This is a genomic window from Bacillus aerius (assembly GCF_029894105.1).
Lineage (GTDB): Bacteria > Bacillota > Bacilli > Bacillales > Bacillaceae > Bacillus > Bacillus altitudinis.
The window spans coordinates 2,186,868-2,211,668 of sequence record NZ_JARYHO010000001.1; the positions used below are offsets into that span (position 1 = coordinate 2,186,868).

At 42.8% G+C, this 24,801-nt stretch carries 24 protein-coding genes; 3 read left to right on the forward strand and 21 right to left on the reverse strand.

What is annotated here, in order from left to right; genetic code table 11:
* Positions 1–16: 16 nt before the first annotated feature.
* Both M2353_RS11240 and mce read right to left on the reverse strand, forming a co-directional pair.
* Entirely contained in the window at positions 17–1,480 is a 1,464-nt protein-coding gene (locus M2353_RS11240) for an acyl-CoA carboxylase subunit beta (protein WP_284725424.1), read from the reverse strand.
* Positions 1,473–1,895 (reverse strand): methylmalonyl-CoA epimerase, encoded by a 423-nt coding sequence (mce, locus tag M2353_RS11245; RefSeq protein WP_284725425.1) that lies wholly within the window; start codon positions 1,893–1,895, stop codon positions 1,473–1,475. Before mce ends, M2353_RS11240 begins: the two co-directional genes overlap by 8 nt.
* 101 nt (positions 1,896–1,996) lie before the next feature.
* Between mce and prli42 the strand changes: the two genes are divergently transcribed.
* Positions 1,997–2,089 (forward strand): stressosome-associated protein Prli42, encoded by a 93-nt coding sequence (gene prli42, locus M2353_RS11250; protein ID WP_017357951.1) that lies wholly within the window; start codon positions 1,997–1,999, stop codon positions 2,087–2,089.
* Between the two features lie 39 nt (positions 2,090–2,128).
* Here the strand turns inward: prli42 and M2353_RS11255 are convergent, their stop codons facing one another.
* The 6 genes from M2353_RS11255 to M2353_RS11280 form a co-directional block, all read right to left on the reverse strand.
* Complete coding sequence (locus M2353_RS11255; protein WP_047945447.1) at positions 2,129–2,638, reverse strand: L,D-transpeptidase; 510 nt, start codon at positions 2,636–2,638, stop codon at positions 2,129–2,131.
* A 52-nt stretch (positions 2,639–2,690) separates the two neighbouring features.
* Entirely contained in the window at positions 2,691–3,644 is a 954-nt protein-coding gene (locus M2353_RS11260; RefSeq protein WP_073413982.1) for an aromatic acid exporter family protein, read from the reverse strand.
* Positions 3,645–3,755: 111 nt separating this feature from the next.
* On the reverse strand, positions 3,756–4,478 hold the full coding sequence (gene artM, locus M2353_RS11265; RefSeq protein ID WP_008342240.1) for an arginine ABC transporter ATP-binding protein ArtM: 723 nt from the start codon (positions 4,476–4,478) through the stop codon (positions 3,756–3,758).
* On the reverse strand, positions 4,471–5,124 hold the full coding sequence (artQ, locus tag M2353_RS11270; RefSeq protein WP_008342239.1) for an arginine ABC transporter permease ArtQ: 654 nt from the start codon (positions 5,122–5,124) through the stop codon (positions 4,471–4,473). The genes artM and artQ overlap by 8 nt, the downstream gene beginning before the upstream one ends.
* Before the next feature lie 126 nt (positions 5,125–5,250).
* A complete protein-coding gene (locus M2353_RS11275; protein ID WP_008342238.1) occupies positions 5,251–6,015 on the reverse strand; it encodes a transporter substrate-binding domain-containing protein in 765 nt (254 codons plus the stop codon).
* Between the two features lie 196 nt (positions 6,016–6,211).
* Entirely contained in the window at positions 6,212–6,649 is a 438-nt protein-coding gene (locus tag M2353_RS11280; RefSeq protein WP_007501138.1) for a BrxA/BrxB family bacilliredoxin, read from the reverse strand.
* Between the two features lie 167 nt (positions 6,650–6,816).
* On the opposite strand from M2353_RS11280, the gene M2353_RS11285 reads away from it, so the two are divergent.
* Complete coding sequence (locus M2353_RS11285; RefSeq protein WP_243173101.1) at positions 6,817–7,710, forward strand: YegS/Rv2252/BmrU family lipid kinase; 894 nt, start codon at positions 6,817–6,819, stop codon at positions 7,708–7,710.
* Between the two features lie 13 nt (positions 7,711–7,723).
* On the opposite strand, the gene M2353_RS11290 is transcribed toward M2353_RS11285, so the two are convergent.
* From M2353_RS11290 to M2353_RS11330, 9 genes are all read right to left on the reverse strand, one after another.
* A complete protein-coding gene (locus tag M2353_RS11290) occupies positions 7,724–8,017 on the reverse strand; it encodes a YesK family protein (RefSeq protein WP_008342236.1) in 294 nt (97 codons plus the stop codon).
* Between the two features lie 68 nt (positions 8,018–8,085).
* Positions 8,086–9,342 carry a dihydrolipoamide acetyltransferase family protein gene (locus M2353_RS11295; RefSeq protein ID WP_284725426.1) on the reverse strand — a complete coding sequence of 419 codons (1,257 nt, stop codon included), beginning with the start codon at positions 9,340–9,342 and terminating at the stop codon, positions 8,086–8,088.
* A 19-nt stretch (positions 9,343–9,361) separates the two neighbouring features.
* Positions 9,362–10,345: an alpha-ketoacid dehydrogenase subunit beta gene (locus tag M2353_RS11300; RefSeq protein WP_007501148.1), complete on the reverse strand. Its 984-nt coding sequence runs from the start codon at positions 10,343–10,345 to the stop codon at positions 9,362–9,364.
* A gap of 12 nt (positions 10,346–10,357) precedes the next feature.
* Positions 10,358–11,350, reverse strand: a complete 993-nt coding sequence (locus M2353_RS11305; protein WP_039165916.1) for a thiamine pyrophosphate-dependent dehydrogenase E1 component subunit alpha — start codon at positions 11,348–11,350, stop codon at positions 10,358–10,360.
* A gap of 17 nt (positions 11,351–11,367) precedes the next feature.
* Positions 11,368–12,792, reverse strand: a complete 1,425-nt coding sequence (lpdA, locus tag M2353_RS11310; RefSeq protein ID WP_113767104.1) for a dihydrolipoyl dehydrogenase — start codon at positions 12,790–12,792, stop codon at positions 11,368–11,370.
* Positions 12,782–13,903: a butyrate kinase gene (gene buk / locus M2353_RS11315; protein ID WP_017357958.1), complete on the reverse strand. Its 1,122-nt coding sequence runs from the start codon at positions 13,901–13,903 to the stop codon at positions 12,782–12,784. Before buk ends, lpdA begins: the two co-directional genes overlap by 11 nt.
* A 33-nt stretch (positions 13,904–13,936) precedes the next feature.
* On the reverse strand, positions 13,937–15,031 hold the full coding sequence (gene bcd, locus M2353_RS11320) for a branched-chain amino acid dehydrogenase (protein ID WP_007501155.1): 1,095 nt from the start codon (positions 15,029–15,031) through the stop codon (positions 13,937–13,939).
* A gap of 25 nt (positions 15,032–15,056) precedes the next feature.
* Complete coding sequence (gene yqiS, locus M2353_RS11325; protein WP_284725427.1) at positions 15,057–15,950, reverse strand: phosphate butyryltransferase; 894 nt, start codon at positions 15,948–15,950, stop codon at positions 15,057–15,059.
* Between the two features lie 125 nt (positions 15,951–16,075).
* Positions 16,076–18,148 carry a sigma-54 interaction domain-containing protein gene (locus M2353_RS11330; protein ID WP_041506974.1) on the reverse strand — a complete coding sequence of 691 codons (2,073 nt, stop codon included), beginning with the start codon at positions 18,146–18,148 and terminating at the stop codon, positions 16,076–16,078.
* A gap of 149 nt (positions 18,149–18,297) precedes the next feature.
* Here M2353_RS11330 and M2353_RS11335 point away from each other — a divergent pair, with 149 nt between their 5' ends.
* Positions 18,298–18,534, forward strand: a complete 237-nt coding sequence (locus M2353_RS11335) for a DUF2627 domain-containing protein (RefSeq protein ID WP_017357960.1) — start codon at positions 18,298–18,300, stop codon at positions 18,532–18,534.
* Between the two features lie 33 nt (positions 18,535–18,567).
* Here the strand turns inward: M2353_RS11335 and M2353_RS11340 are convergent, their stop codons facing one another.
* From M2353_RS11340 to M2353_RS11355, 4 genes are all read right to left on the reverse strand, one after another.
* Positions 18,568–19,305, reverse strand: a complete 738-nt coding sequence (locus M2353_RS11340) for a glycerophosphodiester phosphodiesterase (protein WP_024718886.1) — start codon at positions 19,303–19,305, stop codon at positions 18,568–18,570.
* Between the two features lie 226 nt (positions 19,306–19,531).
* On the reverse strand, positions 19,532–20,632 hold the full coding sequence (locus M2353_RS11345) for a response regulator aspartate phosphatase (protein WP_284725428.1): 1,101 nt from the start codon (positions 20,630–20,632) through the stop codon (positions 19,532–19,534).
* A gap of 1,104 nt (positions 20,633–21,736) precedes the next feature.
* A complete protein-coding gene (locus M2353_RS11350) occupies positions 21,737–24,544 on the reverse strand; it encodes a phage tail tape measure protein (RefSeq protein ID WP_284725429.1) in 2,808 nt (935 codons plus the stop codon).
* The gene (locus M2353_RS11355) at positions 24,541–24,768 is read right to left on the reverse strand and encodes a hypothetical protein (RefSeq protein WP_284725430.1); all 228 of its coding nucleotides are present in this window, start codon (positions 24,766–24,768) and stop codon (positions 24,541–24,543) included. Before M2353_RS11355 ends, M2353_RS11350 begins: the two co-directional genes overlap by 4 nt.
* Positions 24,769–24,801 lie beyond the last annotated feature (33 nt).

Genomic DNA, 24,801 nt, shown 5'->3' on the forward strand with positions numbered 1-24,801 from the left:
GATGATGTTCCTCCTCTTATAGCGGCATGTTTCCATGCTTTTTTAACGGTCTATCTTCTTCCTTACTGCGAAGCAGGTCAAATGAGCGAATGAGCCGCTCTCTCGTTTCATCTGGCATTAAAATATCGTCGATTAATCCTAATTGTGCTGCCTTCATGACACTAGCTTCATTGTCCACCTCACGCAAAGCAGGATGAACAATTTCGTCTGCAAACGATTTTCCCATGACATCAATTTCTGCCTCTGGCCATGCATACACAAAGTCAGCACCTAAGCCCTTACTATTCATCGCAACGTATGCACCGCCAAACGCCTTTCGCAAAATCACAGTGATCTTTGGAACGGTCGCCTCAGCGTACGCATACAGAAGCTTTGCGCCGTGGCGGATAATGCCTGCATGCTCAGCTTTCTCACCTGGCAAAAAACCAGGAACGTCCACAAGGGTTAAAATGGGAATATGAAATGCATCGCAAAATCGAATAAACCGAGCCGCTTTATCAGCAGCATCGAGGTCAAGGCTTCCTGCCAGCACCTTAGGCTGATTGGCTACAAGACCAATGGAAGACCCTTGTAATCTGGCAAAACCTGTGACGATATTTTTGGAGAAACAACGCTGCGTTTCAAAAAATGAGCCGTGGTCGGTGATCGCTGTCACCACTTGTTTGACATCATAAGTACGTGATGGCTCCTTTGGCAAGATGTTCCCAAGATCGCTCGCATCATGCTTTTGCACCTTACGATGAATGACAGGCCGTCGTTTCGTTGGTATGTACGTTAAAAGCGTTCTAACTGCTTTTAACACGTCTCTCTCATCTTTCCCTGTATAGTGCACATTCCCGCTTGTTTGATGCTGAACTGCTGCACCTCCAAGCCGGTCAGGACAGACCGTCTCTCCTGTTGCTTTTTCTATCACTTTCGGACCAGTTAAAAACATATGAGCTGTTTGCTCCGTCATGAATACAAAATCCGTCAATGCAGGTGAATATACTGCACCTCCCGCACAGGAGCCTAAAATAACGGATATTTGCGGAATTTGACCAGAGTACAGCACATTCCGTTTAAAAATCTGACCGTATCCCTCTAATGATACCACACCCTCTTGAATTCTCGCACCACCTGAGTCTTTTAGACCGATAACAGGCATTTGATTTTTAGCAGCCAAATCCATTAAAGCCGCTATTTTTTTCGCATGAATGTCCCCTAGCGAACCCCCGTACACGGTCGCATCTTGTGCATAAACGCCTACTTGTCTCCCATGAATCAGTCCCGTCCCAGTGACAACGCCATCCCCTAAATGTTCTGAGCGGCAGCCTTTAGCAAATGACTGAATTTCCATAAAGCTGCCTTCATCAAGAAGTTCATGAAGCCGCTGCCGAACAGTCAGCTTTCCTTTGTTTCGGTGAGCCGCTGCTCGTTTTTCACCGCCGCCCCTTAAAGCTTTCTGACGCCATTCAGATAAGCCATTGAACGATTCATGCATCTTCCTGTTTCTCTCCTTTCAAAGGTTCACACAATTCAATTAGCACACCTGACGTTTCTTTTGGTGAAATAAACGCAATGCGCTTTCCGTTCGCACCATTTTGTGCGCCCTTTTGAATGAGCTGTACACCGAGCTCGTCAAGTTGACTGAGATCAGCCTGAATGCCACCTGACTTTAATGCAATATGATGAAGCCCCTCTCCTCTTTTCATTAAAAAGGTATGTAATGTGCTGTGATCCGACATCGGTTCAATCAACTCAATGTGCAGATCACCTAGGGAAGCAAAAGATACTTTGCCCCCTTGGTTCGGAAGTACTTCTATGTCTGAAAATTCCCAGTTAAACAGATTGGAGAACGTACGTGCTGTTTTTTGAATAGAAAAAACGGCAATGGCTATATGATCGATTTGATTCATCCGTTCACTTCCTTTGTACATCACTTGTCGCCTGCGTAAAAACGAGCTAGAATAAAGAAAGGTGCGCTCGTCGCAAAAACATTTGATTATAGGGGTGCGATATGTCTCAGAAATTCATGAAATTTATGGTATTGCTCATGATTAGCTTACTGTTAATTTCTTCACTTTTAGCAGGAGCGGCAGCCTTTTTATAAAGTGTTGATAAAAAAGCAGACAAGCAGGTGATTCGTTTTTTAACGAATGGCCTGTTTGTCTTTGGCCAGTTTCTCAAATGCATCGCTTGATGTCGTGATCCATACCTTTGTACCAACTGGAATCTGATCAAATAGCCGTTCTACATCTTGATTATGAAGACGTACACAGCCTGCCGTAATAAATTTCCCTATCGATGTCTCATCACTTGTTCCATGAATGCCATAGGTTCTCCCGTCGGTTCCTCGCGCATCAAATCCAATCCACCTTCGGCCGAGTGGATTATTCTTCGCGCCGCCTTCAATATTTTTTCTTCTGTAATAAGGATCTTTCGCTTTGATCATAATCGTAAATTCACCTTCTGGCGTTAAATCAGCTGTTTTGCCAGTAGAAGCCGGGTAGACTTTTTGAATTTTCCCATGATCAATATACGCAAGCTCGTTCGTTTGTTTATTAATAATGACATACGGATCTCCTGGAAGCGGGTTTTGCCCGAGCGGCCAGATGGGTGAAAGGGACATGGTCAGCACAGTATAAAATAAAAGACGCATAGGCTCCTCCTTTTTCATTAGATTGACCAATGAAGGAGGAACTCATGCGTCTTTATTCTTTCATCCCTTTAAAATAACTTTTCAACACCAAATATTGTTCCATTTCCCCGAGGAAATGAAAGAGTGCGGCTCTAGCTTCAAATTCTTCACGTGTTTGTGGAAGCGGCAGTGCCTCAAACTCTTCTTTCATATCAATCAGGCGTCTTAAGAACTTATGTGCCGTGTTCCCTGGGTGAATATGTTCTCGTAAATCTCTAATATATTCTGCAATGATTTGCCCATGCTCCGTTGTAACAGATATGGACGTAATTTTCGGAAGCACCCGCTCAATGATTTCAAATTGCTTTTGTCTCATATTGAAATAATGATAATACAGATTTTCATGTCTTAAGACATGATTTTCAACATCACGGTATGCAAGAGCTTTCGCTTCTTTAATCAATTGATGCGTCTCAGGTATTTCTTTTCCTGTCCAATCTTGTTTTCCGGTCATTAAATATTGCTCGATTTCTTCAAAGATTTTCGCAAAATTCGCTTCAATTTGTTCACTGTATTGTTTCAGCTTTTTATCAACGCTAGGCATATACAGATTCATAATGAGTGCGACCCCTACACCAATGGTGATGAGTAAAAGCTCATTCCAGATGAGATGAAGCGTAATGCCTCCAGACATATACAAATGAAGGATAATCACTGAACTTGTGACAATCCCTTCTTTAATCCGAAGCAAGACCGTTGTTGGAATAAAGACGAGCAGCATCAGTCCAATGACGAAAGGGTGATACCCAATTAGATCAAAAAACAAATAAGAAAATAAGATGGCAAGACTGCATGCGGCAAAGCGGGCCCCAGATGCGAGGAGTGACCTTTTTTTCGTCACCTGAATACAAAGGATCGTAATAATGCCGGCAGCTGAATAGTTTTGCAGACCGAGCATTTGTGCAATGTAAATGGCTAGAGCTGTTCCTAATGCTGTTTTCAGCGTTCGGTAGCCGATTTTAAACATGATGTGATTCACTCTTTTCTGTCTACTTTTGTGAAATGATGAACTTTTTTTACTTTCCCCATTATAATCAAAAAAAGAAGGAGATGTTAAGTCTCCCCCTCGTTTTTTTCATTATAATATTTTTTGCAAGAAATCTTGAGCACGCTGTGAAGACGGAGATTCAAAGAATTCTACAGGATTTGCATCCTCTACAATTTTCCCATCATCCATAAAGATCACACGGTCTGCCACTTCTTTTGCAAAGCCCATTTCATGTGTGACGATCATCAGCGTCATCCCAGATTGAGCGAGCTCTTTCATGACCTCTAATACTTCCTTTACCATTTCTGGATCAAGAGCAGACGTCGGCTCGTCAAAAAGCATGATGTCTGGTGTCATCGCAAGGGCACGTGCAATGGCGACACGCTGCTTTTGACCACCTGACAGCCGGTTCGGATAATCATCTTTTTTCTCTAAAAGTCCTACCTTTTTTAAAAGATCCTCTGCCTGCTTGATGCTGTCTTCCTTCGATTGGTTCTTCACATTCATTGGCGCATACGTAATATTTTCTAGCACTGTTTTGTGCGGGAATAAGTGAAAATGTTGAAACACCATACCAATATTCTCGCGCACTTTTAGTGCATTTGTTTTTGGATTGGTAATTTCCGTCCCCTGAATCGTAATCACTCCAGAAGTCGGTTTTTCAAGTAAGTTAATACAGCGAAGAAATGTTGATTTTCCTGAACCAGACGGCCCGATGACAGCTACCACTTCGCCTTCTTTAATCGTGGTATCAATCCCTTTCAACACTTCATTTTTACCGAAAGATTTTGTGAGTTTCTCTATTTTAATCATTTGATTTTAACTTCCTTTCCACCGATTTGCCGACGAAGGTAAGAATAAGCACGATGACATAATAGATGAGACCCGCAAAAATAAGCGGTTCAAGATAGTTATAGGTGACGGCACCTGCTTGATAAGCTCGTCTCATGACATCGCCCAGTCCAATGACTGTGACAATCGCTGATTCTTTTGTCAGTGTAATCGTTTCGTTCACAAGTGCTGGTGAAATATTTTTGAATGCTTGCGGAAGCAATAAGTCCTTCATCATTTTAGCATACGGGATACCTAAAGCAACGGCTGCTTCTTTTTGCCCTTTATCAATGGCATTAATACCCGCACGAATGATTTCAGATACGTACGCCGCCGAGTTTAGTGAAAAGGCGGCTACAGCTGCCCAGTATTGATCAATTTGAAAGCCGAGCAGCTGGGGAAGACCAAAATAAATAATCAAAAGCTGAAGCACAAGCGGTGTGCCTCGGAAGATTGACGTATAAAAATCGGCTAGCCAGATAAGCGGCTTAAATACACTAATTTTACAGAGCGTTAATAAGATTCCTAAAATAAAACCAAGGAACAGTGATACCACAACAATAGAAAGCGTTACTTTAAGACCTTCTAAAATAAAGGGCATCTGAGGTATTACATCTTTAAAATCCATCATGATATTCTCCTTTTTTTCCTTCAGATAAAATCAAAGAATAAACAGGAAAAAAGTTCAACACATGTTGAACTTTTCAGCGCTTTCTACTTGATTTTCATGAATGACGCTGATCCTTTTCCTGACTTACTTTTCATCAGCAAACCATTTTTTAATGAGTTTATCAAGTTCGCCATTATCCTTCATTTCTTTTAATGATTTATTGAATTTCGCTGTTAAGTCGCTATTTTTTTTGAACGCAATGGCTGAACCTTCGTTTGAGCTATTCAATCCAAATGCTTGGAAATCTTTTTCCTTCTTCAAGTAGCCAGCCGCTACTTTATCTTCAATAATGGCTGCATCAAAACGGCCTGCTTTAATTTCTTGAATGATATCAGAGATTTTATTACGATCTTCAACCGTTAAGTTATATTTCTTTTGCAATCCGTTTGCTTCATCTTGCTGGATAGAACCTAATTGAACGCCAACCGTTTTGTCTTTTAAATCTTTCTCTGTTTTTATACCGCTAGATTTTTTTGATACAACCAAGTTTTCAGCATTGTAGTAAACATCTGAGAAATCAACTTGTTTTTTACGCTTTTCAGTAGGTGTCATGCCTGCAAGCACAATATCAGCTTTATTTGTTTTAAGAGCTGACACGAGGCTTGCAAAGTCCATATCTTGAATTTCTAGCTTATAGCCGTTCTTTTTCGCTAGAGCTGTAGCAAGGTCGACATCAAAACCGATAATTTTATCACCGTCTTTTGATTCAAATGGCGGATAATCTGCTGAAGTCGCCATAATGAGTGTTTTGTCGTCTCCTGATGCGTTTGAATTATTAGAAGAAGTTCCGCATGCTGCTAGTGCAGCTGCAAGACCAGCTGTCATAAGTAATAATAACCACTTTTTCATATGATAATGCCTCCTAGTATTTAAAATCATGAGTAGATTTGAATATTTATTCACTATAGTGTATTTTAAACACTTTATTTTTGATATGCAATAGTATTTTGCTAAAATTATTTTGATTCGTATGTCATATAAAACAAAAAAACAGACCGATCAAAAGACCGGACTGCCTCTAAATGATTCATTCAAAAGTAACATGTTACACTTCTTCGCAATACTCATCGAAAGCGGCTTGAAGTTTTGACACCACTTCCATCGGTTCATGTCCTTCGATTTCGTGACGTTCGACCATTTTAATGATTTTCCCGTCTTTTAATAGAGCAAATGATGGTGAAGATGGCGGGAAGCCTTCAAAGTATTCACGTGCTCTTGCGGTTGCTTCTTTGTCCTGTCCAGCAAACACTGTGAGCAATTGATCTGGACGCTTATCGTAATGAACAGAATAACCAGCCGCTGGTCTAGCAATACCGCCTGCACAGCCGCACACTGAATTCACCATGACAAGTGTCGTTCCTTTTTTCGTCAGTGCTTCATCGACTTCTTCAGCTGTAGTCAGTTCCGTATAACCTGCCTGTTTAATCTCTTCTCGTGCTTGTTTCACAATATCATTCATAAATAAATTAAAATCAATATTCATAACCGTCCACTCCTTCTACGTACCAAACCATTTTAACTACATCATATCAAGGAAAACGCCGGCGGGCAAATGTCTTGTTTCGCTCCCTTCACTTTTTTCAAACGTCGTTTATGACCTGTGGAATTGGGGAAAAGTGATAGTAAAGTGATGAAAGGGAGAACTGCGTGATGGCACAATTCAAAAAAGCAATACTCATTTATAACGGAAATGCTGGACAAAAAAACATGGAAAAAACACTAGGTCAAACAGTGCCTCTTCTTTCTTTACATATTGATGAACTCATCCTTAAGCCTACAAAACAGCCGAATGATGCCTATCATTTCTGCCGTGAGATGGATGAGTCGGTTGAATTGCTGATGATACTAGGCGGAGACGGAACCGTCCATGAATGTATGAATGGAATTGGCGGTTTAGAAAAAAGGCCGACTGTAGCGATCTTACCTGGCGGGACGTGCAATGACTTTTCTAGAACGCTGGGCATCCCCCAGCAGATGCCAAAGGCCGCTCAAATGGTGATAGATGGCACTGAAAAAAAGGTCGATTTAATCAAAGCAGAGGATCGATACCTTTTAAATTTTTGGGGGATTGGTCTCATCGCAGATACCTCAAACAATATTAATGATAAAGAAAAAGCTGTCCTCGGAAAAATCAGCTACTTCACGAGCGCTCTTCGAACCCTTCAGCAGACAGAACCTTTCTACGTACGCATTGAAACCGAAGAGGAAAACTGGGAAGAAGAAGCTGTGATTGTCCTTGTCATGAATGGGCACTTTATCGGTACAAATAAAATAGATCTGCCAAATGCTTCAATTGATGATGGAAAAGCCGAAATTTTAATTTGCAGAAATACGAGTTTCTCTGCTTTAAAAGAGATTTTTTCAATGAATCGCGAAGAGCTAGAAGATTTTAAAGGTGACCTGTCTCTTATACAAGCATCCCGCATTCATATTCATACTAAAGAGGAAATGGATGCAGATACAGATGGTGAAGTATACATGACCGCTCCTTCTTCCCTTGAAGTATTAAAACAGCATTTGACCTTTATTGTTCCACCAGAATAAAAAAGCGCCTGCATCATTTCGATGCGGGCGTTTTTTTGATATAGCGTCTGTATAAATATTCAAGTGCATACCCTAGCAGTGTACCTATCAGAAGGGAAATGCCTAATAAACTATTGGCGACTCCTTTAAATCCTCCTATCATCAACAAGCAATAGGCGATTTGAATGATTGAAACGATCGATATGATGAGCAGTAAGCGTTCAGGATGATTGCGTGATTTGGAAATATACCGAAGAAAAGCGAACGCAATGGCTGTGATAAACATCAGACCGATCGTAAGAAAAGCAAAAAAATCTAGTCCAGACATCTCATCGCTCCTTTCTGATTGATATGGAAATCCCCCTCTCATTGTGAGAAGGGGACATATAAATGAGCTTAATAGACGGACGTCTCTTCGTCAATGCCTTCAAGAATTTGTTTGATTCTTTGCAGGAATCTACCGCATACAAGACCATCGAGTACTCTATGATCTAATGAAAGACAAAGATTCACCATATCTCTTGCGGCAATCATACCATTAACAATCATCGGGCGCTTTACAATAGATTCTACTTGTAGAATGGCTGCTTGCGGATAGTTAATAATCCCCATTGATTGAACCGAACCAAATGATCCTGTGTTGTTCACAGTGAAAGTGCCGCCTTCCATGTCACTTTGCTTCAGTTTGCCTTGTCTGACCTTGAAAGCAAGTTCATGAATTTCTTTGGCGATTCCCTTAATCGTTTTCTCATCCGCATCTTTGATCACTGGGACAAAAAGAGCGTCATCTGTCGCAACAGCAATGGAGACATTGATCGCTTTCTTTTGAACAATTTTATCACCAGCCCACATGCTGTTCATTTCAGGGAATTCCTTTAAGGCCTGAGCCACTGCTTTGACAAAGAATGCAAAAAACGTCAAATTAAAGCCTTCTTTTGCTTTGAATTGATCTTTTAGCTGATTTCTTCTTGTCACAAGGTTTGTCACATCCACTTCCATCATCGTCCAGGCATGTGGAATTTCATGCTTGCTTCTTAGCATGTTTGCGGCAATCGCCTGTCTAATCGGCGTGACCGGCAGTTCAACATCTCCAGGCATTGAAGAGATGGAAGGAGCCGCTTTTGCTTGTGACGGCTTTGCAGGTTCTGTTTGACCCGTACCTTCACTCACAGGTGCTGCCGCTTCTTTTACACCTCCACTTTCGATAAGCTTCAGCAAATCTTTTCTTGTGATTCTGCCGCCAGCTCCCGTTCCTCGAACAGCCGTTAAATCAATTCCGTGTTCATCTGCTAAACGCAGGACTGCCGGAGAGTATCGTTTCTTTTGACTCTGATCCACATTTGTTTGGTCAGGTTCTGGTGCTTCATCTTGCGCAGGCGCCTCTTCTATTTTCGCACTCTGCTGCGCACTGCCTTCTACTTCAATTTCACAAAACACTTCTCCTACTTGAAGTGTATCACCTTCTGCAGCCGCTAGTTTAGTGATTGTTCCTGTAAAGGATGACGGAACCTCTGCATTTACTTTATCTGTCATGACTTCCGCAATCGGATCGTATTTATTCACATGATCGCCAGGTGAAACGAGCCATTTGCTAATGGTTCCTTCTGTTACACTTTCACCAAGCTGAGGCATTTTCATTTGTTCAGTTGCCACTTTGAAACCCTCCTCTTTCTTAAAACGCCGCTAGTTCTCTCATTTCAGCTTCTACCTTATCCGGATTAACCATGAAGAATTTCTCCATTGTCGGTGCATAAGGCATTGCAGGGATATCAGGTCCTGCTAGACGTTTAATAGGCGCATCTAAATCAAACAAGCAGTGCTCTGAAATGATGGCCGCCACTTCACTCATGATGCTTCCTTCTTTTGTATCTTCTGTTAACAAGAGTACTTTCCCTGTTTTTGATGCCGCTTCAATAATCGCTTCTTGATCAAGCGGGTACACTGTACGTAAATCGAGAATATGAGCAGAAATTCCGTCCTTCGCAAGGCGCTCTGCTGCTTGGAGGGCAAAATGAACACAAAGGCCATATGTAATGACCGTAATGTCATCGCCTTCTCGTTTCACATCCGCTTTTCCAATAGGGAGCGTATAATCCTCTTCAGGCACTTCTCCTTTAATGAGACGGTATGCACGTTTGTGTTCAAAGAACAATACAGGATCTGGATCACGCACTGCGGCTTTTAACAACCCTTTGACATCATAAGGTGTAGAGGGCATCACAATCTTTAAGCCTGGCTGATTGGCAAAAATGGCTTCGACCGATTGTGAATGATAAAGCGCCCCGTGTACGCCGCCCCCGTAAGGAGCACGAATGACCATTGGGCAGCTCCAATCATTATTGGAACGATATCTAATTTTTGCAGCCTCTGAAATGATTTGGTTGATGGCTGGCATAATAAAATCCGCAAATTGCATCTCCGCGATCGGACGCATTCCATACATAGCAGCCCCAATACCTACACCTGCAATCGCTGATTCGGCAAGAGGTGTATCCATGACGCGCGCTTCTCCAAATTGCTCGTAAAGACCCGCTGTTGCTTTAAATACGCCTCCTTTTTTCCCGACATCCTCTCCGAGCACAAACACTTTCGGATCTCGCTCCATTTCTTCTTTCATCGCTAATGTGATAGCGTCTATATATGACATAACAGGCATTTTTCTTCCCCCTTACTCCGCATACACGTAACGAAGTGCGCTTTCTGCATCGGCATAAGCTGCGTTTTCCGCTTCATCAGTGGCTTCGTTTACGATTTGCATGATTTCTTTTGTCATCTCTTCTTTCATTTCAGAAGTCATGACATTTCCTTCGATTAAGTACGTTTCATATTGAATGAGCGGATCTTTCTTTCTTGCTTCGAGCACTTCTTCTTTTTCTCGATAGCTAGAATCATCGTCATCACTTGAATGCGCAGTTAACCGGTAAGAAATGGTTTCGATCAATGTTGGGCCTTCGCCTCTTGCCGCACGGTCTCTCGCTTCTTTGACCGCTGCATACACTTCAAGCGGATCATTTCCATCAACCGTCACACCAGGCATTCCGTACCCTATTGCACGATCTGAAATACGCTCACATGCCACTTGTTTGTCATACGGGACAGAAATCGCATACTTATTGTTTTCACACATGAAAATAACAGGCAGCTTATGCACCGCAGCAAAGTTGGCGCCTTCGTGGAAGTCTCCTTGGTTTGAAGAACCTTCACCGAACGTGACAAAGCTAACAAAATTCTTTTGCTCTAGACGCCCGGCAAGTGCGATTCCAACCGCATGAGGAACCTGTGTTGTCACAGGTGATGATCCAGTCACAATTCGGTTTGATCTTTGCCCAAAATGACCTGGCATCTGTCTCCCGCCTGAGCTTGGATCGTCTTTTTTCGCAAAACCAGACATCATTAAATCTTTCGCCGTCATCCCGAATGCAAGGACAACCCCCATATCACGGTAATAAGGTAAAACGTAATCCTCTTCCCTATTGAGGGCAAAAGCGGCACCGACTTGCTGCGCTTCCTGTCCTTGACAAGAGATGACGAATGGAATTTTTCCAGAACGGTTTAAAAGCCACATCCGTTCATCAATTTTTCTTGCTAAAAGCATGGTTCTATATATGTCAATCGCTTGTTCATCTGATAATCCTAATTCCTGATGACGCATGTTACTCATCATGTTTCCCTCCTTGATTAAAAATGGATCGCCTTTCCGTCAACAGCCAGTGCTGCCTCGCCAATTGCTTCTGACAAGGTTGGGTGCGGGTGGATCGTCTGTCCCACTTCCCACGGAGTTGCATCTAATACTTTGGCTAATCCAGCTTCAGATATCATATCTGTTACATGAGGACCAATCATATGAATCCCTAAGATATCATCTGTCTTTTGGTCAGCAATGATTTTGACAAATCCATCAGACTCTCCAAATACAAGCGCTTTTCCGATGGCCATGAAGGGAAACTTCCCAATCTTGACTTCGTAGCCTTGCTCTTTTGCCGCCTGTTCAGTCAGTCCAACACTAGCGGTTTCTGGGTGAGAGTACACACATTTAGACACGAGCGTTTCATCAAGCGGCTTTGGATCTTGACCAGCCATATGTTCCACTGCAATCATGCCTTCATGTGATGCGACATGCGCCAGCTGAAGACCGCCAATGACATCACCTATTGCGTAAATATGCGACTCTTTCGTTTGATAATGCTCATTCACGACAATGCCTTGCTTTTCTGTCTGGATGTCCGTGTTTTCAAGTCCTATTCCTTCCACGTTTGGCACTCGGCCAACTGAGAGAAGCAGTTTCTCTGCTTCAAACGACTGAGTGTCTCCACCTTGTTCCACTTGGATCTTGACGAGATTCTCGTGCTTTTCGGCAGTATCTGGCAGAACCTTCGCATTTGTCACTAAGGTGATGCCCTTTTTCGTTAAAAGCTTTTCCATTTCTTTAGAAATATCTTGATCCTCTGTTGGTAAAATGCGATCTGCAAATTCGATCACTGTGACTTTTACGCCAAAATCGTTAAGCATGGAAGCCCATTCGATCCCAATCACGCCTCCGCCGACAATCAGCATGGACTGAGGAAGTTCTTGCAGTTCAAGTGCTTCGTCTGATGTAAGGATGTGTGTTCCATCCGCTTCAAGTCCGGGCAGGACGCGCGGTCTTGACCCAGTCGCAATGATGACCTGCTTTGGAATCAGCATTTCATTTTCATCGCCATTCGCCATTTCTACCGAGATGGTGCCTGGCATTGGCGAAAAGATCGAAGGGCCTAGGATACGGCCTATTCCTTCGTATACATCAATTTTCCCTTGTTTCATTAAGTGTTTGACGCCGCCTGCTAATTTGTCGACAATCTCTGTTTTTCTTTTTTGTACGTTGGCAAATTGTAAGGCAATTCCGCTTGCTTCAACGCCAAAATCAGCGGCACGTTTGACCGTTTGATAGACTTCTGCACTTCTAAGAAGCGCTTTAGATGGGATACAGCCTTTATGAAGACATGTTCCACCGAGCTTTGATTTTTCTACGACTGCTGTTTTCAATCCAAGTTGAGAGGCACGAATGGCCGCTACATAGCCGCCTGTGCCTCCACCAAGAATGACGAGGTCATATTCAGTTGCCATGACTTGTCACTCCTTTCTCCGCCTTTTGATCATTTGGGTATTCTTTTGGTGATTCTTCTTCTTTTAAAATGCGAAGGGCCCCTTCTGCTAAGGATTGCAATTCATTTTCACCTGGGTACACAACAACATCTGAAATCCAGTCAATGTATCCTCTAATGCTTGACGTAATTTGTTTGCTGTACGCAAGGCCACCTGTTAACACAATGACGTCAACAGCCCCTTTTAAAACCGCACTAGCCGCACCGATTTCTTTGGCAATTTGATAGCACATCGCTTCATAAATAAGCGCCGCACGCTCATCGCCTGCTTCAATCATGCGCTCTACTTTTACTGCATCTGTCGTACCAAGATAGCCCGCAAGACCGCCTTCGCCAATAATACGTTTGAGCATTTCCTCTTGCGAATATTCACCAGAAAAGCATAAATTAACAAGGTCACCTGTTGGAAGAGTACCTGCCCGCTCTGGGCTGAAAGGACCCTCGCCATGAAGACCGTTATTCACATCAATGACTTTTCCTTTTTGATGTACACCAATCGTAATTCCGCCGCCCATATGGGTAATGATCATGTTCAAATCTTCGTAACGCTTTCCAAACGAAGCAGCCGTTTTTCTTGCGACTGCTTTTTGATTTAACGCATGAAAAATGCTTTTCCGCTCAATTGTTGGCAGTCCTGAAATACGAGCAATCGGCTGCAGTTCATCTACGACTACGGGATCAACAATAAAAGCTGGGATGTTAAGGCCAAGTGCAATTTCTCGGGCTATAATTCCGCCTAGATTAGAGGCGTGCTGGCCAGCATACCCTTCTTTTAGGTCTTCAACCATTTGCTCATTTACTTCATATGTGCCACCTTCAATCGGACGCAGAAGACCACCGCGTGCGCAAACTGCATCAAACTTTGAGATGTTCATCCCCTGTTCATGCAGTGTTTTCAAAATGGTTTCTTTACGGAATGAAAATTGATCAATGATATGAGGAAACTGCTTGATTTCCTCATCTGTATGTCTTAATGTCGTTTCAAAAATAGATCGTTCATTATGAAACACACCGATTTTTGTTGAAGTAGAGCCAGGATTAATAGTGAGAATACGCCATTCTTTTGTCAGCAAAAACAAAACCTCCGTTTCAACTCATTCATCCATTTAGCGACGACTTAAAATATGTTGACCATTTTGCAGGAATTGGCTTCTTGATTTGCGCATTCTTTCAATTCGCTCTTCAGCCAATCGGTCTGCCGCTTTATAAGTTGGAATGGCATCACGGTTAGAGATTTCAATCACTCGCTCAATGTTTTGGTAAATGCCTTCTACTTTTTTCATTGCACGATCTGCATTATAGCCATAAAGCTCATCTGCAACGTTAATCACACCGCCTGCATTGATCACATAATCCGGTGCATACACAATGCCCATTTCATGAATAAGATCTCCATGATGAGTTTCTCTCAGCTGGTTATTCGCTGCACCTGCGATGACCTTTGCCTTTAATTTAGGAATCGTCACATCGTTAATGGTTGCACCGAGTGCACATGGTGCGTAAATATCACATTCTTGATCATAAATATCATCAGGGTCTACCGCTTTTGCACCGAAGTCTTCTACAGCTCGCTGAACTGAGTCTTTGTTGATATCAGTGACGATGAGCTGTGCGCCTTCTTCATGCAGGTGTTTACATAGGTTGTAAGCCACGTTTCCAACACCTTGAACGGCAATTGTTTTTCCTTCTAATGAATCTGTACCGAATGCTGCTTTTGCAGCTGCTTTCATCCCTTTATATACACCGTAAGCAGTCACTGGAGATGGATTTCCTGAAGAACCAAATGCAGGAGAGATGCCTGTGACAAAGTCTGTTTCTTCATGGATAAGATCCATATCTTCTACCGTTGTACCGACATCTTCAGCGGTGATATAACGGCCATTTAATCCTTGAATGTAACGGCCAAAAGCACGGAACATTTCTTCATTCTTGTCTTTTCTCGGATCACCAATGATGACCGTTTTACCGCCGCCAAGGTTAAGTCCTGCCGCCGCATTTTTATAGGTCATACCTCTTGCAAGACGCAAGGCATCTTCGATAGCTGCTTCTTCATTTTCATATGTCCACATTCTTGTTCCGCCGAGTGCTGGCCCAAGTGTTGTATCATGAATGGCAATGATGGCTTTTAAACCAGACTGTTCATCCTGACAAAATACAAGCTGTTCATAATCGTATCGTTCCATATATTTAAAAAGTTCCATTTTCTATTCCTCCTAATACTTTCACTTAATTTGATGTACAGATGGCAAGTGCAATTGAATAGAGCTTGCTTTCAGCTGAATCAGACCGACTTGTTAAAGCAATCGGTGCTTTCGCTCCTGCCACCACAGCTCCCACTTTTGCATGAGCAAAGTAGATGAGAGATTTATAAAGAATGTTGCCTGCTTCAATGGTTGGCACAAGCAAAATATCTGCATGACCCGCCACATCACTCGTAATATTTTTATGAGAAGCTGCCGTTTGAGAAATGGCATTATCTAAAGCAAGCGGCCCATCAATCAGGCAGCCAGAAATTTGACCTCTTCGATTCATTTGCGCAAGGCTTGCAGCTGTGAGCGTCGAATCCATCGCTGGGTTTACGACTTCTACCGCTGATAATACCGCCACTTTGGGCATATCATTTCCGACAGCTTGTGCGACTTGAACGGAATTCACCGTAATTTCTTTCAGCATATTTAAGTCAGGTGCAATGTTCATCGCAGAGTCCGTCACATAGATAAAACGGTCAAAGCCCGGTACTTCGAAGGCAGCAACATGCGAAAGGACACTCGCTGTCCGAAGTCCATATTCTTTATTTAGGACAGCTTTTAACAGTACGGCTGTCGGGACATGACCCTTCATGAGAATATCTGCATGATTTTCACTTACTGCCTGAACAGCAATTTTGGCAGATTCTTCGGGTGAATCTGAATGAATAATATCTATCCAGTCTTCATTAATCTCATGCTGTTTGACTAGCTCCTTTAGGTTGCGTTTGTTTCCAACCAGCAGGAAGCGAGCGACTTTTCGTTCGATTGCCATTTTGATGGCATGAAGCACTTCTTCGTCTTCTGCATGAGCCACAGCCGCTGTTTTATTCTGCAGCTTCGAGGCTTTGATAATCAGATCGTCAAGCTTCATACTTGCCCACCTTTCCTTGTGCTCGGTTCCTCTTTTTATATGCAAGTTCCGTGCCAGCTTGAAATGTGTGAAAAATAAGCCTTTTCGCAAAGAAATTATGCAATTTCTTGCAGGTTACGTGCATGTTACTGCATGCTATCTTTTGCAAGCTGATACTTATCCATTTTATAGTAAAGATTGCGAATGCTGATCCCTAATGTTTTCGCTGTTTTTGTGCGATTGAATTGATGTTTTTCAAGGGTTTGTTTGATCAGCTGCGCTTCAAATGCTTCTACAGCATCCGAGAGCGTCTCCCCCTCAAATTGACTAACAGCCAGTTCCTGCTGCTCTTTTTCCTCATGCTCGTCTGACTCCATGAAGGCGATATGCGCTTCATCGATCCATTCTTCTTGCGGATTCAAAAAGATCATCGCTCGTCCAAGCACATTTTCAAGCTCTCTCACGTTGCCTGGCCAGCTATACGAACGAAGTCTATTAAGCGCACGATCTGTTAAGCCGCTGACGTTTCGCCCATAGTCTAAATTGATCTTCTGGATGAGGCGTTTACTTAATGATTCAATATCTTCGAGACGCTGCCTGAGCGGTGGGATCGATATCGGGTATCTGTTCATTCGATAATATAAATCCTCTCTGAACTTCCCTTCTGCCATCGCCTTTTCAATATTGACATTTGTCGCTGTGATCACACGCACATCAACCGGTATCGCTTTCGTTCCGCCTACCCGAACAATTTCTTTTTCCTGCATGACACGCAGCAATTTCGCTTGTGTACTTGGCGTCATTTCACCGATTTCATCTAAAAAGATACTGCCGTGATTGGCTTCTTCAAACAGCCCTTTTTTCCCGCCACGCCTTGCACCAGAAAACGCTCCTTCCTCATAGCCAAACAGTTCTGACTCTAAAAGAGTTTCTGATAAGGCAGCACAGTTGACACGGACAAAGCGGTTGTACTTGCGATCACTTTCATTGTGAATGGCATGCGCAAACAGCTCTTTCCCAGTACCTGATTCTCCGCGGAGTAAAATGGTTGCCGGCGTTTTTGCACCCAGCTTTGCCTGCTCAAGTGCGACAAGCATTTGTTCACTTTCTCCAATAATGTCTTCAAATGTGTACTTTGCTTCAAGTGTTCGGATGAGCTGTCTTGCTTTATTTAATTCATTCGTCAATGATTGAATTTCGGATACATCGTGAATGACCCCGACACTGCCTTTTAGAATGCCGTCCACAATAACAGGTGCTACATTGACGATGACATCTTTTTTATTTGGACCAACCTTCATTCTGACGCCTCGAACTGGTCTTCTTGTTTCAAGCACCTTTAAGTGCATGCTTTCCCCTTCGGAAATATCAGCTCCTGCTGGTTTCCCCACGACCTCTTTATCCGTTAAACCGGTCATTTTCGTATAAGCACGGTTGATCAAAATACCTTTCCCCTGCTCATCGACAACCGATATGGCTTCATCTGATGATTGAATAATCGCCTCAAGCATCGTTCTTACTTCTTTGAGGTTCGTTACTTCCTCCGCAAGCTCCACCGCATCTGTTATGTCTTTAAAGATCGATAAAGCACCTAACATTCTCCCCGCGTCATCAATAATCGGCAGACGGGTGGTCACAATTTGAATTTGCTGATTCAAAAATTGCTTTTGGTTAAATTCTGGCTCCCTTGACCTTAATATATCGGGAAGTTTCGTGTTCGGAATCACTTCTCGAATGTGACGGCCAATCGCATCCTTTTGCGAACACCCCACCATTTTGGCAGCCGATCGATTAAACAGGACCACTTCTTCATCCATATTAATAAAAATCATGCCATCATTCGTTGCATTAAAAATGCGGTCATGTTTATAGGTTTGTTCCTTCAATATTTGAATAAGCTGTTGTTTCTCTGCCATTAATTCTGAAATGACGTATGCCATCGAGCTAGGCACAATCACAGCATGCTCTGGTTTTTGTTCAATTAGTTCCTTCAGTACAGCAGAACTGCCTGTGGTTTCAATGATGATATCAATGTCATCTTTTATGTATTCTTTCCAATCCGTCGTCGTCTCAATTCCATTCTTTTTCGCTTCATCCATCCCCGGTGCCTCGAGATCAAGGTCGGCGATCGCAATGATTTGAACCGTATTTGTTTTCAGCAATGTTTCAAGCAGTGCTGATCCACCTTGTCCTGCACCGACAATCAAGACTCTCTGCATCCCGTTACCCCTTTATATGAAAAATTTTGCACACCATATTTTTCCGTTGCAAAAAATTGCACAACACCTATATTACCACGTTTTCCTTTCTTGACAAAATATTTTTTGAATTAGACAATGGAAGTAAATGACGTTTAAGGGGACATTTGATGGGGAGAATACTGGCATTAGTGATTATTTTAATACCTGGAGCCTTTGCAGCACTTGGCATTAAGTTGCTGCGTGACACTGTTTTTGGCATCATCATTGCACCATTTCCATATTTATGGCTGCAAGGAATTGCAGGGTTGTTATTTTTAGGGGGAGGTCTTTATGTTGTTGCAGGATTTATTTTATATAGGGACCGTAAACGAAATAAAGTAACAACTCGTTTTAAGCAAAGGTAATCATGAAAAAGACCCGCTGTTGATAGCGGGTCTTTATTTCATTTCTTCTCTTATTTTGACGGCTCGATCAGGAAAATCAGTAAAGATTCCATCAACACCCAATCTCAACATATTTTTTATTTGCTTCTCACTGTTTACAGTAAACGGTCTAATCACTTGTTGGTCCGCATGGAGAGCGGCTACTACTTCTTTTGTCACCCCAGCGCCCTTTATATTCGGATGGTAGCCCTTAGCTGGGATTGTTTTTAAATACATGTCCGGCTGATGAATCACATCCATCGTGAGGACCGCCAGTTCAATGTGCGGCATCAGCTTGTGAAAAAGAGCTAAACTGCCGTGATGAAATGATGAGACAAGTACTCGATCCTCTATTTGAAAGTGCTCAATTTGCTCTTTTACTTTTTCTTCAATCCCTGGATATCGATAAATAGAGTTTTTTAATTCAATGTTGATCATAAAGGATGATCTCTGCGTCACTAGCTCTAATACTTCTTCTAAAAGAGGAATGGAGACCGCACCCGTTTCTTCATAGAAAGAATGACTGGCATCTCCTCTTTTTAACTCTTCATATGTATAGTCTTTCACTAACCCTTTCATATTGGTCGTTCGGTTCAGCTTTTCATCGTGAATGACAGCCAGCCTGCCGTCTTTGGTGAGCTGAACATCAAGCTCAATCCCATCCGCTCCAGAATGGAGTGCGTGCTCAAAGGCAATCATGGTGTTCTCTGGATAGTTTCCTTTAAAGCCTCTATGTGCAAAAATTTTCGTCATATGCCACCTCTAAATATGATGATTACCTATATTATGACGTGTCTTTTTTCGTTTTGCCAGTTTGAGCACATAAAAAAACCTCTTCTAATAAGAGAGAAGAGGTTGACAGGTAAATTCGATCACGTAATCGCTCTGATGGCTTGCTCTGTCGTCTCTGCGTCAAGAGCAAAAAGGGAAGAAACAACTGCGACTGCTGTAACGATTGTTACACCTAACAACAACTTTTTCATAAGATAACCTCCACTTTCTTTTGAAGTATTTGTGCATCGAATTTCTTTTCAAGAAAACGAATGGCATTTTGATAATCATTTCGTTCCTTGAAGTATTTCGATATTTGTTCAGACAAATCCTCAAGCTCCACATATAATCTATTTTTTTCTATGTAGTCTAATTTTTCAGAGAATACGTCTGCTGCTCCACTATTTTCGCACATCAAATCCAAAATTTCAAATTTTACTATATATTCATTATTTTGGATATCACAACTATATTGAATCCCCTCTTTAATACATTCTTTCGCCTCATGATCTCCTAAATGAACTAAGGCATTTGCGAGAACATATAAAGATTGGATGAAATAATGGCTATTGTCGCGATGAATTTGAATGCCCATCCCTTTTTTGGCGTATTGCGCACTTTTTTTATAATCAGGTTTTGCGTAATAAAGAACCGCTAAATTGTGATAGCACTTCCCAATCAGCACTTCATTGTTAATACGCTTACTTTTCTCAAGTGCCTCTTGGTACTTTTCCTCAGCTTCATCAAATTGTAGTAAATCTATACAGTTGCTCGCATGCAAAATCAAGCTGTCAATCGCCTGTGCGGTATATTCCTCATGCGCTTTAAACGTATCAATGGCTTTTTTAATATGATTAATGGAAATGAAATTTTGCTTCAGTTCGTAATAAATGGAAGCGACTTTATGATGAAAAGTTCCTACTTCAAGATCTTCATTCACACGTTTTAGCCGCTGCTCAGCAATCTTATAAAAACTAATCGCCTCATCATATTTTTTGACATAGGCAGCATATTGGCCTTTATAAAAGTAAAAATAAAAATTAATAATGTCATCTGCTTTTTCATCCAGCGTTCCGACACTTTTCATAATCTGATTGGCTTTTTCAATATTTCCAAGTAACATTTCATGTCTGCCGTCGACTAGCTGATAATAAAGAAGAACTTCTCGATCCTCATCTGTATTTTTTAGCAAATTCTGAATTTTCTCTTTATAGACAGCAGATTTTTCTAGGTCATTCTGAGAAATGACCCTCGTCCACTTGCTAATTTCGTTCGCAACCTCAGCAGAGTGGATTTTCAGCTTTCCCATAACCTCACCCTCTTCTTTTCATTATTATAGCATAGTAAAAGAATGTGAAAATTATTAAATTCGACAATGGGAATATTCAGTTCAAATGGCACAATCTCTAAGAAGCCAGTGACTTTAAAACGCCAACCAATCAGGTCAATAGAAATAGAACTTTCGATCTCATTTACTTTATTTACTAATTACATAAGACCTTTTCCTCTCATCCTTTTTCTTACGAATGAGCGTTTTCTTCTTCTATAAGCCAATTGATTAGCGTAGCTGATTACCACTATTTTATGACCTAATCATTTCTTTCATGCTTTATTTTTCATTTTATTCTGAAAATAAAGCGACCCGTTTGTCCAATTTAAACATTAAAGATGATTTTATCAACATAACCATTTTTTAGCAATATTTTACGAAAATAAAAAAACGCCTCATTGAAGAAACGTTTTTTCATGGAAGGTGACTTAGCTTGCTCTATGCTCTAAACGCAGACGATCAGCCACCATGGCAATAAATTCGGAATTGGTGCCGTAGTCGTCCGGTTTAGAAGCGAGGCTAGTCGCATCCTTTATACGTTATTTAACTATTTTACATCCGCTTTATCGGAAAACACCCGTTAAGTTTATCGGATATTTACCGTTGTGTTATCTCTTATATTAAACGATCGCTACGGATATGACAAGCAGTCTTTTCCATCGCGTCTATTTTACGGCATAAAAAAAGGGCCCCGCTCAATTAAGGACGAGGCTGCGTATTGAATTACGCGTTTGTCTTACGATCTATCATTAACTGAAGTATATACGAAATCGCGATAAGTACCGCAGAATTAAATATAGGCGAAGTAATATCTCTAACGATCTCCATTAATCGGATCGGCTTCGCTGTCTCACCTTCCACTACGAACTGAGTAGCGTTATAATACATCGTATTTTCTATATTCGTTAATATACCTACCGCCAGCAATACCCACGCAAGAACGAATAGGACTTTCGGAAATACCTTAATCATGGAATTATCCCCCTTCTATGTATGAATTTATTATACGCTGTTCTTTATATCGGCATCAACGTAAATATGTAAACGGCCACGCAATATTAGTCGCAATGGCCGTATGTTTCTCTAGTAACTGCTTCGATCTATTTCGTCCATCTGCCGTCTACTAACGTGCGGTTCGACGATTCGCCCGACCACTTCACCCTCCATGACCACCGAAAGCCCCTTAAGTGACTCGATGGCAGTTGCGAGGCTGGAAAGGTGTGCCTGTATTTGCGGACTGTGGCCGCCGGCTGCCGATGTTATCCGCGCTGTGTGCCCAGCGTCTAGCATCCGGAATAAGTTCGCTTGCTGCGCTTCTGTCAAGACCATCTCGTTCCTTAACGCGCGGATATCAACTTCGTGACTCATAGGACGGTCGATAAACTTCGATGCCATTCCGCCTGAATGAAGCTTACCAGCCGGTTTGCCGACGATGCCTCCGACGTGGTACGTACCTTCGTTACCGCGCCCTCGGCTGACGGCTCGTTCCGTTTTACGTGTGACGTCCGTTGTAATGATCGTGATACGCTTACTAAGATCCTTGCTGAGTTCAGCGTTCATGTTCGATGCTTGGCCCGTGATTTCGATAACCTTGTTCTTCGTGCGTTCTAGTTGCGATAGCTCGCTTTCAATTGCGGCTAAGGACTCCCGATATTCTGCCGTCTTCTTATCCGCTTCGGTCGTGTTGTTTATAAGATTTGAGCGCGCATCTCTGAGCTTCATAATCTCTTGATTAATAACCGCTACTCCTTGACCTTTTTTCGCGTTGAGACCGACTTGACGGAGCTCTAGTTCTATTTGCTTTTGTTTAACTTGATCAAGTTTTCCGATTTCTTTTTGAGTTTCCGCTAGACTCTCTCGCTTTTTCTGTAGGATTTCTGTACTCTTAATTAACTCCGATCGTTTAGCTTCAAGTAATCTTTTTTCTTGCTCTAGATTAACTTGAAGCGATTGAGCAGTGGCTTTATCTCCTTTATCTTTTGCTTCTGCTATGCTTTTTTCAATGCCTTCGACTCTCTTAAGTTGATCTGATACTGCCTTTTCTTTTGAAGCTCTCTCTGATCTGACATCATTGATCTCTTGTTGTATCTGCTTTTCTTTTTTTAGTTGACCTTCCATATTCCGCTCGGCGATTAAGTGCTGCTTCTCTAACTCTAAGCGCACTTCTTCCGCCTTCTCTTTACTTAACGCCTTCATCGCCACAGTGTTTTTCGCGATCGCATTACCTTGCGCAGAAAAAGCCGCTTCTGTTTCCGGCGACTTCTTAATGATCTGATCGTTCAATTCGAGGAACCGGTCGAACTCCTTATTAGTAAGCCCCGAATTTTTACGGAGGCCATCCTGTTCTGCGTTTAGCTTTTTAATCGCAGCCGAATCCTTCTCGTTAGCCAACGCGTCCTTGTTGTCTAAGTAGCGCAGCAATTCATCGTTCGTAAGCTTCATCTTCGCCTGCAAGCCGTCGTACTCTTTGATCGTTTTGTTAATGCCGTCGACTTCCTTTTGCTTCGCGTTTGCCGCTTCGAGGCTAACGGTGTTCATCGCTTTATAACTCGCGTTGACGCCGACTAACAAGCCGCCAAGCACCGAAAGGCCCGTTATGATCCAGCCCGCCGGCCCCATCGCCGCGAATAGCCCACGTAATGCGAAGCCGAGTTTTATCGCAGAAGAAGCCGTAAGAGCGATCGCGGCCGACGTTCCTGCCATCGCTAGACCGGTCGCTACTACGCTAGGATTAATCGAACTGAAAGCCCGCACTAAATCGGCTCCAATGTCGACTATCTTCCGTAGATGCGGCAAGAACTCGTTCCCGAGCTTAATGCCGAGTGTTTCGACTGCGCCGCTGAATTCTTCGACTGATCCGAGGAAGTTATCGAGCTTTACCTTTGCGACTTCGGCCGCCGTTACTTTCGACATGGCCGCCGCCATATCCTCAACGCCTTTTGCGCCTTCTTTGTAGAAGACGGTACCTGCCCGAACCGCATCCGAACCGAATAACGTCTGTAGCGAAGACTGCCGCTGCTGATCCGTTAATCCTTTAAATGCGTTCTGTAGAATGCCGGAAATAGTCGCCAAGTCTTTTAGAGAGCCGGCTTGGTCGAAGAACTTATTCGTCCCATCCGACGTTATAATACCGAGTTCCATCATTTCTTCGCGTTGCTGCTTCGTCTGTGGTTCTAGCCGCGATAGCATCGTTTTAAGAGACGTACCGGCGTCTGAGCCTTTGATTCCGTTCTGAGCAAATACCGCAAGTGCCGTCGCCGTATCTTTAAAAGACATTCCGATTCCTGACGCAACCGCAGATACTTGAGCCAAGCCAAATTTCATTTCGCCTACGTCCGTTGCCGATGCGTTGGCCGCGCCTGCGAGAATGTCAGCCGCTTCAGACACCGATAAGCTGTCGGCTTTGAACGCGTTTAGTGCCGTACTGGCAATCTCGGCCGCATCCGCAAGATTTAAGTTGCCCGCCGCTGCTAGATCGAGCGCGCCCGCTAAGCCTCCGTTTATGATGTCCTTAGTTGATACGCCGGCTTTTACGAGTTCCTCGGTCGCCTGCGCCGTTTCGGTTGCACTAAAAGACGTCGATTCGCCCAGCTTGATTGCGAGATCGGTCAACGTTTTCATCTCACCGGCCGTTGCGCCCGATACCGCTTTGACGGCGCTCATTTGCTGCTCGAACGTTGCCACCGCTTTTGCTGATGCCCCGATACCGACCACGACTGCGCCGCCTACCGCTAAGGCCGCTTTTTGAACGAGACCCATTTGCGAGCTTAACGACTTGGCCGAATTGCCCATCTGCTGCATTTGCGCTTGGGCTTGCGAGACACTCGAAGAAAACTGAGAAGAATCGAGTTCTAAACGCGCTACGATTTCACCAACTGAAACCGCACTCATGACTCATCGCCTCTAGCTTTGGCCGCCCCTTCGAATAATATCTCAAGGCCCTTTTGATCGAACTTATCTAACTCGCTTAGAGCGTCATTTATTGCGATAGCCTGCTCCTCGCTGAGTTCGAAATTCCCTTTAATTGCTTCATTCACAGCCCATAAAAAAACACCGACCGCTCTGCCGGTTGCTTCGGCTTCTTGGTCAGTGACGGTTAGTTTTGATTCACTCATTTAATTCGCACCCTCTCTTTATAGAATAAAAAA

Excerpts from the sequence above, each read along its gene's own strand:
- M2353_RS11240 (WP_284725424.1), bottom strand. The coding sequence starts at position 1,480 with ATGCATGAATCGTTCAATGGCTTATCTGAATGGCGTCAGAAAGCTTTA.
- mce (WP_284725425.1), bottom strand. The coding sequence starts at position 1,895 with ATGAATCAAATCGATCATATAGCCATTGCCGTTTTTTCTATTCAAAAA.
- prli42 (WP_017357951.1), top strand. The coding sequence starts at position 1,997 with ATGTCTCAGAAATTCATGAAATTTATGGTATTGCTCATGATTAGCTTA.
- M2353_RS11255 (WP_047945447.1), bottom strand. The coding sequence starts at position 2,638 with ATGCGTCTTTTATTTTATACTGTGCTGACCATGTCCCTTTCACCCATC.
- M2353_RS11260 (WP_073413982.1), bottom strand. The coding sequence starts at position 3,644 with ATGTTTAAAATCGGCTACCGAACGCTGAAAACAGCATTAGGAACAGCT.
- artM (WP_008342240.1), bottom strand. The coding sequence starts at position 4,478 with ATGATTAAAATAGAGAAACTCACAAAATCTTTCGGTAAAAATGAAGTG.
- artQ (WP_008342239.1), bottom strand. The coding sequence starts at position 5,124 with ATGGATTTTAAAGATGTAATACCTCAGATGCCCTTTATTTTAGAAGGT.
- M2353_RS11275 (WP_008342238.1), bottom strand. The coding sequence starts at position 6,015 with ATGAAAAAGTGGTTATTATTACTTATGACAGCTGGTCTTGCAGCTGCA.
- M2353_RS11280 (WP_007501138.1), bottom strand. The coding sequence starts at position 6,649 with ATGAATATTGATTTTAATTTATTTATGAATGATATTGTGAAACAAGCA.
- M2353_RS11285 (WP_243173101.1), top strand. The coding sequence starts at position 6,817 with ATGGCACAATTCAAAAAAGCAATACTCATTTATAACGGAAATGCTGGA.
- M2353_RS11290 (WP_008342236.1), bottom strand. The coding sequence starts at position 8,017 with ATGTCTGGACTAGATTTTTTTGCTTTTCTTACGATCGGTCTGATGTTT.
- M2353_RS11300 (WP_007501148.1), bottom strand. The coding sequence starts at position 10,345 with ATGCCTGTTATGTCATATATAGACGCTATCACATTAGCGATGAAAGAA.
- M2353_RS11305 (WP_039165916.1), bottom strand. The coding sequence starts at position 11,350 with ATGAGTAACATGCGTCATCAGGAATTAGGATTATCAGATGAACAAGCG.
- lpdA (WP_113767104.1), bottom strand. The coding sequence starts at position 12,792 with ATGGCAACTGAATATGACCTCGTCATTCTTGGTGGAGGCACAGGCGGC.
- bcd (WP_007501155.1), bottom strand. The coding sequence starts at position 15,031 with ATGGAACTTTTTAAATATATGGAACGATACGATTATGAACAGCTTGTA.
- yqiS (WP_284725427.1), bottom strand. The coding sequence starts at position 15,950 with ATGAAGCTTGACGATCTGATTATCAAAGCCTCGAAGCTGCAGAATAAA.
- M2353_RS11330 (WP_041506974.1), bottom strand. The coding sequence starts at position 18,148 with ATGCAGAGAGTCTTGATTGTCGGTGCAGGACAAGGTGGATCAGCACTG.
- M2353_RS11335 (WP_017357960.1), top strand. The coding sequence starts at position 18,298 with ATGGGGAGAATACTGGCATTAGTGATTATTTTAATACCTGGAGCCTTT.
- M2353_RS11340 (WP_024718886.1), bottom strand. The coding sequence starts at position 19,305 with ATGACGAAAATTTTTGCACATAGAGGCTTTAAAGGAAACTATCCAGAG.
- M2353_RS11345 (WP_284725428.1), bottom strand. The coding sequence starts at position 20,632 with ATGGGAAAGCTGAAAATCCACTCTGCTGAGGTTGCGAACGAAATTAGC.
- M2353_RS11350 (WP_284725429.1), bottom strand. The coding sequence starts at position 24,544 with ATGAGTGCGGTTTCAGTTGGTGAAATCGTAGCGCGTTTAGAACTCGAT.
- M2353_RS11355 (WP_284725430.1), bottom strand. The coding sequence starts at position 24,768 with ATGAGTGAATCAAAACTAACCGTCACTGACCAAGAAGCCGAAGCAACC.